The 14142-nt window shown below is 58.7% G+C and carries 11 protein-coding genes; 5 read left to right on the forward strand and 6 right to left on the reverse strand.

Annotation, left to right across the window (positions count from 1 at the left end):
• The first annotated feature begins 29 nt into the window (after window positions 1-29).
• The gene (gene egtB, locus IV01_RS00710; protein ID WP_032631898.1) at window positions 30-2180 is read left to right on the forward strand and encodes an ergothioneine biosynthesis protein EgtB; all 2151 of its coding nucleotides are present in this window, start codon (window positions 30-32) and stop codon (window positions 2178-2180) included.
• On the opposite strand, the gene IV01_RS00705 is transcribed toward egtB, so the two are convergent.
• A complete protein-coding gene (locus tag IV01_RS00705) occupies window positions 2171-3376 on the reverse strand; it encodes an MFS transporter (RefSeq protein ID WP_032631899.1) in 1206 nt (401 codons plus the stop codon). The two genes, egtB and IV01_RS00705, sit on opposite strands and share 10 nt — an antisense overlap.
• Before the next feature lie 307 nt (window positions 3377-3683).
• Here IV01_RS00705 and IV01_RS00700 point away from each other — a divergent pair, with 307 nt between their 5' ends.
• Window positions 3684-4589 carry a LysR family transcriptional regulator gene (locus IV01_RS00700; protein ID WP_032631901.1) on the forward strand — a complete coding sequence of 302 codons (906 nt, stop codon included), beginning with the start codon at window positions 3684-3686 and terminating at the stop codon, window positions 4587-4589.
• On the opposite strand, the gene IV01_RS00695 is transcribed toward IV01_RS00700, so the two are convergent.
• The 4 genes from IV01_RS00695 to acnB form a co-directional block, all read right to left on the reverse strand.
• A complete protein-coding gene (locus tag IV01_RS00695) occupies window positions 4576-6192 on the reverse strand; it encodes an inorganic phosphate transporter (protein WP_032631902.1) in 1617 nt (538 codons plus the stop codon). The genes IV01_RS00700 and IV01_RS00695 overlap by 14 nt on opposite strands.
• Before the next feature lie 229 nt (window positions 6193-6421).
• Window positions 6422-7444, reverse strand: coding sequence for a transporter (locus tag IV01_RS00690; protein ID WP_032631903.1), 1023 nt, complete (start codon window positions 7442-7444; stop codon window positions 6422-6424).
• A gap of 118 nt (window positions 7445-7562) precedes the next feature.
• Window positions 7563-8390 carry an aldo/keto reductase gene (locus IV01_RS00685; protein ID WP_032631904.1) on the reverse strand — a complete coding sequence of 276 codons (828 nt, stop codon included), beginning with the start codon at window positions 8388-8390 and terminating at the stop codon, window positions 7563-7565.
• 310 nt (window positions 8391-8700) lie between these two features.
• Window positions 8701-11310, reverse strand: coding sequence for a bifunctional aconitate hydratase 2/2-methylisocitrate dehydratase (acnB, locus tag IV01_RS00680; protein ID WP_032631905.1), 2610 nt, complete (start codon window positions 11308-11310; stop codon window positions 8701-8703).
• A gap of 394 nt (window positions 11311-11704) precedes the next feature.
• Here acnB and IV01_RS00675 point away from each other — a divergent pair, with 394 nt between their 5' ends.
• The 3 genes from IV01_RS00675 (at window position 11705) to pdxB (ending at window position 13839) form a co-directional block, all read left to right on the forward strand.
• Window positions 11705-12175: a DUF1289 domain-containing protein gene (locus IV01_RS00675; RefSeq protein ID WP_032631907.1), complete on the forward strand. Its 471-nt coding sequence runs from the start codon at window positions 11705-11707 to the stop codon at window positions 12173-12175.
• A 54-nt stretch (window positions 12176-12229) separates the two neighbouring features.
• Window positions 12230-12484 (forward strand): sulfurtransferase TusA, encoded by a 255-nt coding sequence (tusA, locus tag IV01_RS00670; protein ID WP_032631908.1) that lies wholly within the window; start codon window positions 12230-12232, stop codon window positions 12482-12484.
• Between the two features lie 206 nt (window positions 12485-12690).
• Window positions 12691-13839, forward strand: a complete 1149-nt coding sequence (gene pdxB / locus IV01_RS00665) for a 4-phosphoerythronate dehydrogenase PdxB (protein WP_032631909.1) — start codon at window positions 12691-12693, stop codon at window positions 13837-13839.
• Between the two features lie 80 nt (window positions 13840-13919).
• On the opposite strand, the gene IV01_RS26910 is transcribed toward pdxB, so the two are convergent.
• Window positions 13920-14096: a PA1571 family protein gene (locus tag IV01_RS26910; protein WP_032631910.1), complete on the reverse strand. Its 177-nt coding sequence runs from the start codon at window positions 14094-14096 to the stop codon at window positions 13920-13922.
• Window positions 14097-14142 lie beyond the last annotated feature (46 nt).

Genomic DNA, 14142 nt, shown 5'->3' on the forward strand with positions numbered 1-14142 from the left:
GGCCGCGGCCATGCCGGAGATAAACACTGATGACCAGCCACTCACCTGAGCTGCGCCAAACCCCAGCAGCCAATGAACTGCTCAAGCGCTATCAGAGCGTACGCGGACGAACCCAAAGCCTGGCCGCGCCGCTGAGCGCCGAGGACATGGTCGTCCAATCCATGCCCGATGCCAGCCCGGCCAAATGGCACATGGCACACACCACCTGGTTCTTCGAGACTTTCCTGCTCAGTGAAAACCTCAGTGGTTACACGCATTTCGACCCGACCTTCGGCTATCTCTTCAACTCCTATTACGAAGCCGTCGGGCCGCGTCATCCCAGGCCGCAGCGTGGCTTGATGACCCGGCCCGGCGTGGATCAGGTTCTGGCTTACCGCGATTATGTGGACCAGCACATGGAGCGCCTGCTGCAAAGTGTGTTGCCAGATGAGCTAAGCAGTCTGATCGAACTGGGGCTGGCTCATGAAGAGCAGCATCAGGAATTGCTGTTGATGGACATCCTGCATCTGTTCAGCACTTCTTCGCTCAAACCGGCTTATGACGCCCAGTGGCCCAAGGATCTTTCCGGGCGGCGCGGTCAGTACAAACCGCTCAAGGGCGGCCTGACTGAAATCGGTCACCGGGGCGCGGATTTCGCTTTCGACAATGAAGGCCCGCGACATACCACGTACCTGCAATCTTTCGAGATCAGCGACCGGCTGGTGACCAACGGCGAGTGGCTGAAATTCATCAATGCCGGCGGCTATAGCCAGGCGGGCCTGTGGTTGTCAGAAGGCTGGACCGTGGTGCAGGAAAATAGCTGGAATGCGCCGATGTACTGGCAGCACGACGAGGTCCACGGCTGGCGGCAGATGACCTTGCGCGGCCTGGAAGCCATCGATCCCAACGCGCCGGTTACCCACATCAGCTATTACGAAGCTGCAGCCTACGCCCATTGGGCCGACGCGCGTCTGCCCACTGAGGCCGAGTGGGAAGCGGCAGTGGTCGCAGGTTTGCTGGAACAGGTGGACGACGTGGCCTGGCAGTGGACGCAAAGTTCTTACAGCGCCTATCCAGGGTTTCGCCCGGCCGCCAGTGCGGTGGGGGAGTACAACGGCAAGTTCATGATCAACCAGATGGTGTTGCGTGGCGGTGCCAGCGTGACTTCGCCGAGCCATTCCCGAGCAACGTATCGCAACTTCTTCCACCCGGAAAAGCGCTGGGTGGTATCCGGCCTGCGTCTGGCCCGTGACAGCCGCCAGCCGGAGATGGTCAACCCCTACGAAAGCGAGTTCGCCCGTGATGTGATTGCCGGGTTGTCGTCGCCGGTGAAGAACCTGTCACCCAAGTATTTTTACGACGCGGCGGGTTCCGAGCTGTTTGAAGGGATTTGTCAGACCCCTGAATACTACCCAACCCGGGCCGAGACCCGTTTGCTGACCGAGGTGGTTGAGCAAATGGCAGCAGCGATTCCAGAGGGCGCAGCGCTGGTGGAATTTGGCAGCGGGGCTAGCGAAAAAACCTGCCTGTTACTGGACGCCGCGCCGCAGATTGCGGTTTACGTGCCCATCGATATCAGCGCCAACGCCCTTAACAAGGCCGCTCATCAGCTCAACATCAAGTACCCACACCTAACCGTCGCCCCGCAAATCGACGATTTCACCCGCGCCTTGAAACTGCCGCGGGCTGCCGACGGTTTGACCCGAGTTGGATTCTTCCCTGGCTCCACCATCGGTAACTTCACCCCGGAACAAGCGGTGAAGTTTCTGCGTTCAGCTCGCACGCTACTGGGTGATAACGCCCACTTTATTGTTGGCGTCGATCTGGTCAAGGACCCGCAAATCCTGGTGGCCGCCTACGACGATGCCCAAGGCGTCACCGGGCGTTTCAACAAGAACCTGCTGACCCGGATCAACCGCGAACTGGACGGTACGTTTGAAGTGGACGGCTTTGAGCATCTGGCGCTGTGGAACGATGAGCAGCAGCGTATGGAAATGCACCTTGTCAGTCGCCGGGAGCAAACCGCGTCGGTGGCCGGGCAAACCTTCCATTTCAGCCAGGGCGAGCGTCTGCACACGGAGAACTCCCACAAGTTCACCCCTGAGTCGTTTGCCGCCCTGGCGGCGACGGCGGGTTGGAGTGTCAGCCAGCAATGGGTCAGCGACGCGCCGGAAGTAGCGTTGTTCGCGCTTCAGGCTTGACCCTGTCGGGTGGTCGGAAAGCCAGCGCGATGGGCGCTGGCGCTGATCATTAATGCGATGATCAGCAGGATGGCCACCAGCCAGCTGAAGGACTGCACACCGTAGCCTTGTAGCAGCAGGCCGCCAACCAGGCCTCCCCCGGCAATGCCCAGATTCCATACGGTGACGATCATGGACTGGCTGACATCGGCCGCCTTTCCACCGGTCATCGCTGATGCGGTCTGGAACAAGGTCGCCGCGCCCCCAAAGGCAATGCCCCAAAGCACCACATACAAATAAATCAGCTGGCCGTTCTCGCCGTTCAGCGCCCAGGCGATAGCTGTCAGCAGGAACAGCCCGATACTGATCAGTACCAACTCCCGCAACCAGCGGTCGATCAAGATCCCCACCAGCCAGATCCCTAGCAGCGCCGCGATACCAAAGGCGAGCAACACGCGATCCACCTGCGCAGCCAGGCCGGCAGGCTCCAGTAACGGTGCGATGTAGGTATAGAGAATGTTATGCGCCAGAACGAATATCAGCGTGGTCAGCAGCACTGGCCGGATACCGGGCATGACGAACACCTGGCGAATCGACTGGCGTTGCTGTTGGTTCTGACCTGGGAAGTCCGCCAGGCTGAGTCGCGCCCAGATCACCAGGATCAGGCTGAAGACGCTCATGATGGCGAAAGTCCAGCGCCAGCCAATGGCCGAACCCAGTAGCGTCCCGGCAGGAATGCCGATGGACAACGCCAGCGGTGTACCGACCATGGCCACGGCTATCGCACGACCCCGCAAATGCTCCGGCACCAGCCGGCTGGCGTACCCGGCCAACAACGACCAGAGCAACCCTGCAAAGACCCCTGCACAAAACCGCGAAGCCAGGGTCAGCCAATAGTCTGTCGACCAGGCCGTAATACTGTTGACCACCGCAAAACCCCCAATGGCGATCAATAACAGCGGTCGTCGACGCCAGTGGCGGGTTGCGGCGGTCAGGGGGATAGCGGCCAGCAGTGACCCTACGGCATAAGCCGTTACCAGTTGGCCAACCAGAGTGGCGGATACCTGCAAGTCAGAACTCATCAGCGGCAGCAGCCCGGCAGGCAGCGCCTCGGTGAGTATGGTCAGAAAGCCAGCCATGGCCAGGGCCAGAAGGGCAGCCAGCGGCAAACGTTCAGTTGCGGTTTGTTCAGTGAGTTCAAGCGAGTTATCAGTCATCTGCGATCAGCCCAAATCGGAAGCGTGCAGATTAATTGGCTGTGGTTAGCGGAAAAACAGGCTAAGGTTCCGGACATAGCGGACACATGTGTCCGTAATCAGGCGGTATATCCCACAGGGATCAGGTTTTTTCAGATATACCGCGTCATCGTTCTTCGCGGGCAAGTCGGAATGCCGCCCACTCGCTCCAACGGGTTCGGTGATTTTCCGTTGGCGCGAGTGGGCGGCATTCCGACTTGCCCGCGAATCAGGCGCTGCGGTGTATAAGTGAAACCCCTCCGATCGCTACTACAAATCAGGTGTTGAAATGGACAGCCTCAGCGGTATCGGCATCTTCGTGCAGGTCGCCGAAACACGTAGCTTCACGGCGGCGGCGCGGGTGCTTGAGGTGTCATCCTCGGCGGTTGGCAAGAGCATCGCTCGCCTTGAGGGGCGACTGGGAGTGCGCCTGTTTCATCGCAGCACCCGCAGCATCACGCTCACTGCGGAGGGCGCGCTGTTTCTGGAGCGCTGTCGGCGGATATTGGGTGAAGTCGAAGCGGCGGAGCTGGAGCTGTCACACCTGAGCGGCGAGCCCAAGGGCAAGTTACACATCAGCGTGCCTTTGCAGGATGGCTTGATGATGCCGGTGTTGACCGAGTTCATGCGCCGCTACCCCGATATCGAACTGGACATCGACCTGTCGGATCGCATGGTGGACATCATCGAGGAAGGCTTCGATGCCGTGATTCGCACCGGCACCCTGCAAGATTCACGACTGGCGTCGCGCCATCTGGGAGATTTTCGTCTGATGCTGGTGGCCTCTCCCGATTACTTGCAAACCTACGGCGTGCCCGCGACGCCCAGCGACCTGAAGGGGCATATCGGCTTGCTGCACAAGTTTCCCGCCACCGGCAAAATCGAACCCTGGCCACTGCGTACCGTTGACGGCTTGCCCGTCCCGAGCCTGAAGAAAGCCGCCACCTGCACCACCACCCAATCCCTGTACTACATGGCCAGACAGGGGGTGGGGATCGCGTACCTCGCAGATTTCGTCGTCAATGACGCGCTGCAAAGGGGCGAGCTGGAGGTCGTGCTGGAAGACTATACCCTCAGTCACGGTACGCTTTGGATGCTCTGGCCCACCAGTCAGCATGCATCGCCGAAATTGCGCGCCCTGATCGACTTTCTCAAGGCGCATTTATTGCCGGCGAGCGATATCAGAAAATCTTGATAAACAGCCAGTACAGCGACCCCGACAGCAGGATCGCCGCCGGTAGAGTCAGCACCCAGGCCATGGCCAGGTTACGCAAGGTCCGCAGTTGCAGGCCGGAGCCATTGGCGACCATGGAGCCCGCTACTCCTGAAGACAGCACGTGGGTGGTGGACACCGGCAAGCCGTACATGTCGGCCGCGCCAATGGTCATCATCGCTACCACCTCTGCGGACGCCCCTTGGGCGTAAGTCATGTGGGTTTTACCGATCTTCTCACCCACCGTCACCACGATGCGCCGCCAACCCACCAGTGTGCCCAGGCCCAAAGCGATGGCCACGGCGATTTTTACCCAGGTGGGGATGAAGCGGGTGGCGCTGTCGATCTGGTCCTTGAACAGCTTTAGCTTGTCCTGCGTGTCCGCATCGAAATTACCGACCTTGTTTTTCTCCATCAGGCGGATGGTTTCCGAGGTCAGGTACATGTCGTTACGCACGTTGGCGACCGCTTCGGCGGGGACTTTCGATAATGAGCCGTAGCCTTTGACCTGAATGCCGATCTTGCCAGCCATCACCGCCAGAGCCGGGATTAGCTCAGGCGTGGCCTGTTTGCTCACCAGATAGGCCGACAAGGTTTGTCGCGGATCAGCCGGGGCGGGCAGTGGCGCGCTGCGGGTCAGCGCCTGCTGAGTCACTTCGGCCACGGCGGCAAACTGTACGGATTGATCGGCGGGCATGGTGCGGTTCAGGGCGTAAGCCATGGGCAGAGTGCCGACCAGTATCAGCATGATCAGACCCATGCCTTTCTGCCCGTCGTTGGAACCGTGGGCGAATGACACGCCGGTGCAGGTAACAATCAGCATGCCGCGAATCCACCAAGGCGGAGGCGAATTACCTTTCGGCGCTTTGTACAAAGCGCGGTTCTTGATGAAAAAGCGCATGGCCAGCAACAGCAACGCCGCACAGCTGAACCCTACCAATGGCGACAACAGCAGCGAGTAGCCGATTTTTGTGGCCTGGGACCAGTCCACGCCGCTGGTGCCCTCGCGCCCGTGCATCAAGGCGTTGGCGATGCCGACGCCGATGATCGAGCCGATCAGGGTATGGGAAGACGAAGCCGGCAGGCCCAGCCACCATGTACCGAGGTTCCAGATGATCGCAGCGATCAGCAGGGCAAAGATCATGGCAAAGCCAGCACCGGAACCGACTTGCAGAATCAGCTCTACGGGCAACAGGGCGATGATGCCGAATGCCACCGCACCGCTGGAAAACAACACCCCCAGGAAGTTGAAAACGCCCGACCATACCACTGCAAAACCCGGCGGCAAGGAGTGGGTGTAGATCACCGTGGCGACCGCATTGGCGGTGTCATGGAAGCCGTTGACGAACTCGAAACCCAGCGCAATCAAGAGCGCGACGCCCAAGAGCAGAAACGGCGTCCAGGTCGTGACCACCGTGCCCATGTTGTCCACATCCTGTTTCAGGCTGTAGGCGGTAAACAACAGACCCATGGCCAGAATGGCGAAGAAAACCACCATGGTGAGGGTGCTGGGTTTGCGAGTGAGATGGGGTCTTGAATCGCTGGCCTGGGCAATGGAATCAGGGGCCAAGGTACTGGTAGCCATGATGCGCAATCCTGTTGGCAAAGGTATTGCGCCTATGTTCATTACAAAATGTTACCGGGTTGCGACATAGATCAATGAATATGGTTTTTCAGATGGTTGGCAGCTGTTGGGGTTTGAATGCGTTTTATGTGGGAGCGGTGCTTGCCCGCGATAAGTTCGGACACGATTCACTTCAGATCGCGTGTACCTTATCGCGGGCAAGCACCGCTCTCACAGGTGTGTGCAGTCCTTACCCTTGATCGCGGTTCTTGCGAAACGCCCAGCGTCCGGCGATGAAGGTGAAGGTCGCGACCAACGCCACCAGCACCCAGAACCCATGTGGATCGCTGGCCAGCGGTATGCCGCCGACGTTCATGCCAAAGAAACCGGCGACGATATTTATCGGCAGGGCCAGCACCGTGACCACGGTCAGGGTGAACAGGGTGCGGCTACTTTGCTCGTTGAGGTTGGCGGCGATTTCTTCCTGCAATAATTTTATGCGCTCGCCCAGCGCTACCAGATCGCTGATCACCAGGGCCGACTCTTCGGTTGACTGGCGCAATTCCTGAACGTCTTCCTCAAGTAACCACTGAGGCGGGCGATGCAGCAGGCGCATCAGGGAGCCAGGCTCCAGCGCCAATAGACGTTGCAGACGTACCAGAACCCGGCGCATGGCACCCAGCTCCGAGCGGTTATTACTCAGGCGTTGTGACAGCAACTGGTCCTCGATCTTGTCGACACTCAGGCTGGTCTTGCGCAGAAACTGGGTCAGCACTTCGCCCTGATCGCGCAGCAGATGCGCCAGCAGTTCCAGTGGCGAGCGAAATTGCTCGCCGCGTTTGACTGAGGAGCGCAGCTTGTCCACCGAGCGCAAGGGGTGCAATCGGGCGGTAATCAGCAGGTTGCGGTGAGTGCAGACCCATAAGGTGGAGATGTCGGTGGACAACATGTTGAAGTCGAACACCACATCGTTGACCACCGCGAGCAGCGCGGCATCCACATGTTCAATTCGGGTGGAACGGGAGCCTTCGTGCAGCGCCTCGAAGAACTCCTCGGGTAAGCGGAGATGGGTCTTCATCCAGCGCTCACATGCGGCGTGGGCCAGATTCAGATGCAACCAGATGAATTCATCGCTGGTTTCAGTGGCTTCCAGTCGCTCCAATGCAGCCGCAGAGCCGATCTCCCGACCCGCTTCCCCGGGCATGAAACTGAAACCGTAGAGCAGGCCGAAGAGGTCTGAATCCTGATGGTTTTGCACGATGCTTTGATTCATGACTGCTCGCTGGCCGTGATGCGCCTGGTCCGTGGCAAAAGGACGAAGTGCGCATCATGACAAGCGATTATTTCAGTTTTGTTGCGATTTGTTTCTGTTTGTTAAATGCAGGGTGGCGTCAAACCATGGCCAGGGGCAACTTGCGTGTCGGTATCGGCCATGCACGGTCGATGAGCGCCAGATCGTCAGCAGTGAGCATCAGTTCGGCAGCCGCCGCATTGAGCTTCACATGATCCGGATTCACCGCCTTGGGGATGGCAATCATATTGTTGCGGCGCAACACCCACGCCAGGCTGACCTGCGCCGGAGTCGCATTATGGCGGGCGGCGACTTCATGGAGGGCAGGGTGGTGCAGCAGATTACCGGCTTGGCCCTGGCCGATAGGGCAGTAGGCCATGATTGGCAGGCCGTTGGCTTCGGCCCAAGGGAGCAGGTCGAATTCAATGGCGCGGTCTTCCGGGTTGTAGAGCACCTGGTTGGTGGCGCAGTTCGGGTTGTTCAATTCGAGCAGGTCGGCAACGTCGAAGTTAGACACGCCCCACCGGCCAATCTTGCCTTCTTCGCGCAGGCGTTCGAAGGCTTCGACGGTTTCTTCCAGCGGGTAGGAACCGGGCCAGTGCAGCATATAAAGGTCGATGTAGTCGGTTTTCAGGCGGCTGAGACTACGTTCGCAGGCGGCAGGGATGCCTGTGCGGCTGGCGTTGTGGGGGTAGACCTTGCTGACCACGAATACCGAATCACGCTGCCCGACGAGGGCCTCGCCGACAATTTTCTCGGCTTCGCCGTCGGCATACATTTCGGCGGTGTCGATCAGGTTCATGCCCAGTTCGATGCCTTGACACAGAGCGCGGATCTCGGCTGAGCGCTGGTCTTGGCGTTCGCCCATATGCCAGGTGCCCTGACCGATGACCGGAACTGTTTTGCCCGCTAATTCGAGAGTGCGCATGGGGGAGCCTGCAATTGGATAAATGATGAGGAGTGAGGCAGTGGATTGGGGGAAGGGTTCAGTGTGTATAGCAAACAATGTGGTTTTGGGAGGGGGGCTGACGGTCTGGTTTAGGTGTTCATATCCATTATGTGCGTGCTCTGAAATTAGGGCGTTTGTAAAAGGTGACCCGCTGTAAGAGCGGAAGCGTAAGTAGCCGTTAGCGTAGCAACGGATATGTACGCAGGAATCACTTCTATGTGAGCAGTTCTAAAATCCCAATAAAAAACCCCGTCACAAGGACGGGGTTTTTTAAACGCTGTGTGTCGCTTTACGCTTGAACAACCGGGATCTTGGCGTTCGCCGCGACTTCACGGAACTCCGCGATCTGATCGAAGCTCAGGTAGCGGTAAACGTCCGCTGCCATGGTGTCGATCTGCTTCGCGTATTCCATGTACTCCTCGACGGTCGGCAGGCGACCCAGGATCGAGGCAACGGATGCCAGCTCGGCCGAGGCCAGGTAGACATTCGCGCCATCGCCCAGACGGTTCGGGAAGTTACGGGTCGACGTGGAAACCACTGTCGAGTTCGGCTCTACACGTGCCTGGTTACCCATGCACAGCGAGCAGCCCGGCATTTCCATGCGCGCGCCAGCTTTGCCGTAGATGCCGTAGTAGCCTTCTTCCGTCAGCTGGTGAGCATCCATCTTGGTCGGCGGCGACAGCCACAGACGAGTTGGCAATTGACCTTTGACCTTATCCAGCAGCTTGCCCGCAGCGCGGAAGTGGCCGATGTTGGTCATGCACGAACCGATGAACACTTCGTCGATCTTCTCGCCAGCAACGCTGGACAGCAGACGGGCGTCATCCGGATCGTTCGGCGCGCAGAGCACAGGCTCTTTGACGTCGGCCAGGTCGATTTCGATGATTTCAGCGTATTCGGCGTCAGCATCGGCAACCATCAGCTCAGGATTGGCAACCCAGGCTTCCATCGCTTGAGCGCGACGTTCCAGAGTCCGCACATCGCCGTAGCCTTCGCCGATCATCCAGCGCAGCAGGGTGATGTTGGAGTTCAGGTACTCGGTGATCGACTCTTTCGACAGCTTGATGGTGCAGCCAGCAGCAGAGCGTTCGGCCGAAGCGTCGGACAGTTCGAATGCCTGCTCGATGCTCAGGTCATCAAGGCCTTCGATTTCCAGGATGCGACCGGAGAACGCATTTTTCTTGCCTTTCTTCTCTACCGTCAACAAGCCCGACTGGATAGCGAAGTAAGGAATGGCGTGAACCAGGTCGCGCAGGGTGATGCCAGGTTGCATCTTGCCTTTGAAGCGGACCAGGATCGATTCCGGCATGTCCAGCGGCATAACGCCGGTGGCAGCAGCAAACGCAACCAGACCGGAACCGGCCGGGAAGGAGATGCCCATCGGGAAACGGGTGTGGGAGTCGCCACCGGTGCCGACGGTATCCGGCAGCAGCATACGGTTCAGCCAGCTGTGGATAATGCCGTCGCCCGGACGCAGGGAAACGCCGCCACGGGTCATGATGAAGTCAGGCAGCGTGTGGTGCGTGGTGACGTCGATCGGTTTTGGATAAGCAGCGGTGTGGCAGAAAGACTGCATGACCAGATCGGCGGAGAAGCCCAGGCAAGCCAGGTCTTTCAGCTCGTCACGGGTCATCGGGCCAGTGGTATCTTGCGAACCCACGGTGGTCATTTTCGGTTCGCAGTAGGTGCCTGGACGCACACCTTTGCCTTCTGGCAGACCGCACGCCTTGCCGACCATCTTCTGCGCCAGGGTATAACCCTTGGTGCTCTCGGCCGGAGGCTCCGGCAGCTTGAACAGATCGGTTGGACCCAGACCCAGTTCGGCGCGAGCCTTGTCAGTCAGGCCACGGCCGATGATCAGCGGGATACGACCGCCAGCACGAACTTCGTCCAACAGAACCGGCGTCTTCATTTCGAAGGTGGTCAGGACTTCGTCGGTGCCGTGCTTGCAGACTTTGCCAGCATGCGGGTACAGGTCGATCACGTCGCCCATGTGCATGTTGCTGACGTCGAATTCGATTGGCAGTGCGCCAGCATCTTCCATGGTGTTGTAGAAGATCGGAGCGATTTTGCTGCCGAAGCAGAAACCGCCAGCGCGCTTGTTCGGAACATAAGGAACGTCGTCGCCGAAGAACCACAGAACCGAGTTGGTCGCGGATTTACGCGAAGAACCGGTGCCGACCACGTCGCCTACGTAGGCAATCGGGAAGCCCTGGCCGCGCATTTCTTCGATCTGCTTCATCGGACCGATGGAGCCTTGTACATCCGGAACGATACCGTCACGGGCCATTTTCAGCATGGCCAGGGCGTGCAGCGGGATGTCAGGACGGGACCATGCATCCGGGGCAGGGGACAGGTCGTCAGTGTTGGTTTCGCCGGTGACTTTGAACACGCGCAGGCTGATTTTGTCAGCCAGGGTCGGACGCTTCTTGAACCACTCGCCGTCAGCCCAGGACTGCAGCACTGCTTGAGCGTTGGCGTTGCCGTTCTTGGCTTTTTCAGCGACGTCATGGAACGCGTCGAACATCAGCAGGGTGTGCTTCAGTTGTTCAGCAGCAACCGCCGACAATTCCGCATCGTCGAGCAGGTCGACCATGGTCACGATGTTGTAGCCGCCTTGCATGGTGCCGAGCAGTTCAACAGCGCGCTTTTTATCGATCAGTGGCGAGGTGACTTCGCCCTTGGCCAGGGCAGACAGGAAACCGGCTTTGACGTAGGCAGCTTCGTCAACGCCAGGTGGAATGCGATTGGTGATCAGATCGACAAGGAAAGCTTCTTCGCCAGCCGGTGGATTCTTCAGCAGCTCGATCAAGCCTGCAGTTTGTTCGGCGTTAAGCGGCTGGGGCACGATACCCTGGGCGGCACGCTCTTCGATGTGTTTACGGTAGGCTTCAAGCACAGTATTACCCTCATCAGTGGTCCCAAATGGGTGTCCGGGACGCTCATCCAGCAATTGCCTGAAAACCTGCTCGACGAAACTTTTTTGAGTTCCTTGGTCAGGGTTTCGGCAATTCCTTACAGAAGCTGTTTTCAAAGTTTTACGCCTGCAGGACGGCTGATGAGTGTTGACGAGGGCTTGAAACCTGCGTCAACACCGGACTGCGGGGTTACTTTGACTGTGCTCGTGACGCTTTGAAAACAGCTTCCAACGGACATTGGCGCCTTAAAAGGCTCGCTGATTCTACGGCAAATCTTCCCTAAAGGTAAGTTAGCCCTAAACCTTCGGGGGTGAACACCGTTAGACAAAGGGCTAATATGCTCGCTCGTTCTCGCCTGTCGTTGCCTTGCCTGCCATGCCAAATCAAATCATCAAAACGCCCTGCGTCGGCCTTTGCTCCACCGTTTACGGGGATCTGGTGTGCCGTGGCTGCAAGCGTTTCCACCATGAAGTGATCAATTGGAACGGCTATGACGAGGCCGAGAAAAGAGCGGTGTGGCTGCGGCTTGAACAACTGCTGGTCCAGGTCATGACCGCCAAGCTGGAAGTGTTCGATGCCGGCAAGCTGCGTCAGCAACTGGAATTGCGCAAGATCCGCTTCGTTCCCAATCAGTCGGAATATTGCTGGGCTTATCAGTTGATTGCCCGGGGGGCGCGGGTTATCAGCAACATAGAAGCCTATGGTCTGGCGCTGCTGCCGGAGTTTCGCGACTGGCCGTTGCCTGATCTGCGTGACGCCATTGATCGGGAGTTCTTCCTGCTGTCGGAGGCGCATTACGAGCGCTATATAGCGCCGGGCTTTCTCAAGGATGCCATCGGCAGCTAGATTGGATACAAGCTCTGAATCAAGCGATAATGCCCGCCAGTTTCTGGAGCGCTTATGTCTGAACCCATCGAAAACCATCCCGTTGACGCCATCCTCGACGCCAGCGGTCTCAATTGTCCTGAGCCGGTGATGATGCTGCACCAGAAGGTCCGTGACCTTCAGCCGGGCGGCATGCTCAAGGTCATCGCCACCGACCCGTCTACCCGCCGCGATATCCCCAAGTTTTGCGTGTTCCTGGGCCATGACCTGGTGGATCAGCAGGCTGCAGATGGCACCTTCCTGTACTGGATTCGCAAGAAGCTGGATTGACCGAGGCGGGATTCGCGGCTGGCGCAAATCCTGTGGGAGCGGTGCTTGCCCGCGATAAGGTTCAGGTGAACTAACTTAGGAACCGCAGCGCCGTATCGCGAGCAAGCTCGCTCCCACAGGGACCGCGTTTCAGTCCAGAACGCCTATGCAGCTTTCTATCCCGCCCGATCAATGCCTACACTGCCGCCGACTTCAGGGAGTACACCATGCGAATTGTTGCTGACGAAAATATTCCGCTGCTCGATGCTTTTTTTGCCGATTTCGGAGAAATCACGCGTTTGCCTGGCCGTTCCATTGATCGGGCTTCTGTCGCGGACGCGGATATTCTGCTGGTGCGCTCGGTAACGCCGGTGACCCGTGCGTTGCTTGAGGGCAGCACAGTACGTTTTGTCGGCACTTGCACCATTGGGACCGATCATCTGGATCTGGATTATTTCCAGGAGGCCGGCATCCAGTGGTCCAGTGCGCCGGGCTGCAATGCCCGTGGGGTCGTGGATTACGTGCTCGGCAGTCTGCTGACTCTAGCGGAAATCGAAGGCGCGGATCTGACGCAGCGCACTTACGGCGTCGTGGGTGCAGGCCAGGTCGGTGGTCGGCTGATCAAGGTATTGCAGGGGCTTGGCTGGAATGTACTGGTTTGCGACCCGCCACGGCAGGCGGCTGAAGGAGGTGATTACGTCAGCCTCGATGAAATCCTTCAAAGGTGCGATGTGATCAGTCTGCACACCCCGCTGACCAGGACTGGCGATCAGCCGACCTGGCATCTGTTCGATAAGGAGCGCCTGCAACAGCTGAAACAGGGTAGTTGGTTGATCAATGCCAGCCGTGGCTCGTTGGTGGACAACATCGCCTTATACGAAACCCTGCTGGACCGCGATGACCTGCAAGCCGTGCTGGATGTCTGGGAAGGCGAGCCAATCGTGAAAGAGGCGCTGGCCGATCTCTGCGTAATCGCAACCCCGCACATTGCCGGCTACAGCCTGGATGGCCGGCAGCGGGGCACTTCGCAGATCTATCAGGCGCTTTGTGCCCATCTGGGGATGACCCCGCGGATCAGCCTCGCCGATCTGTTGCCAAAGCCCTGGCTGGCGCAAGTCACGCTTGATGCCGGTACTGACCTTGCCTGGGCGCTGAGCACGCTGTGCCGTGGGGTTTATGATCCGCGTCGCGACGATGCGGATTTTCGCCGCAGCCTGGTCGGTGAGTTGAGCCAGCCGCTGGCCTTCGACCTGCTGCGCAAAAACTACCCGCCACGCCGTGAAATCGAAGGCTTGAGCGTGTGTATCGAAGGACAGTCCGAGGCGCTGGAGCAACTGGTATCAGCGTTGGGGGCAAGCCTCGCTACTGCGAACTGAGTCCAGGGTGGTAAACGTCAGGCAGAAAAAACCCGACCTGGCGTCGGGTTATAAAACCGGGCAGCCGCCCAGTTCTGTTCTTAATCTTGTTTGTTTGGCGCTACCCAGTTTTTGTCGCATTCCTGACATGCCGCCTGAACCATTTCTTCAGTAATCACGATTTCGCGCCCGTCTTTGTCGAGGATCGCGCCACCGACTGGCAGTTGCGGGTTGGCTCGTACTACCGGGACTTGATTGCTGTTGTCTTGCAAGCTCATGGGTTGTCTCCTTCATCAGGTGTTCACTGTATCCACGCTTGATGAA

It is taken from the genome of Pseudomonas syringae, from assembly GCF_000737245.1.
In the GTDB taxonomy this organism is placed as follows: Bacteria; Pseudomonadota; Gammaproteobacteria; order Pseudomonadales; family Pseudomonadaceae; genus Aquipseudomonas; species Aquipseudomonas syringae_J.

Coding starts and splice junctions, on each gene's coding strand:
- egtB (WP_032631898.1), top strand. CDS start 30: ATGACCAGCCACTCACCTGAGCTGCGCCAAACCCCAGCAGCCAATGAA.
- IV01_RS00705 (WP_032631899.1), bottom strand. CDS start 3,376: ATGACTGATAACTCGCTTGAACTCACTGAACAAACCGCAACTGAACGT.
- IV01_RS00700 (WP_032631901.1), top strand. CDS start 3,684: ATGGACAGCCTCAGCGGTATCGGCATCTTCGTGCAGGTCGCCGAAACA.
- IV01_RS00695 (WP_032631902.1), bottom strand. CDS start 6,192: ATGGCTACCAGTACCTTGGCCCCTGATTCCATTGCCCAGGCCAGCGAT.
- IV01_RS00690 (WP_032631903.1), bottom strand. CDS start 7,444: ATGAATCAAAGCATCGTGCAAAACCATCAGGATTCAGACCTCTTCGGC.
- IV01_RS00685 (WP_032631904.1), bottom strand. CDS start 8,390: ATGCGCACTCTCGAATTAGCGGGCAAAACAGTTCCGGTCATCGGTCAG.
- IV01_RS00675 (WP_032631907.1), top strand. CDS start 11,705: ATGCCAAATCAAATCATCAAAACGCCCTGCGTCGGCCTTTGCTCCACC.
- tusA (WP_032631908.1), top strand. CDS start 12,230: ATGTCTGAACCCATCGAAAACCATCCCGTTGACGCCATCCTCGACGCC.
- pdxB (WP_032631909.1), top strand. CDS start 12,691: ATGCGAATTGTTGCTGACGAAAATATTCCGCTGCTCGATGCTTTTTTT.
- IV01_RS26910 (WP_032631910.1), bottom strand. CDS start 14,096: ATGAGCTTGCAAGACAACAGCAATCAAGTCCCGGTAGTACGAGCCAAC.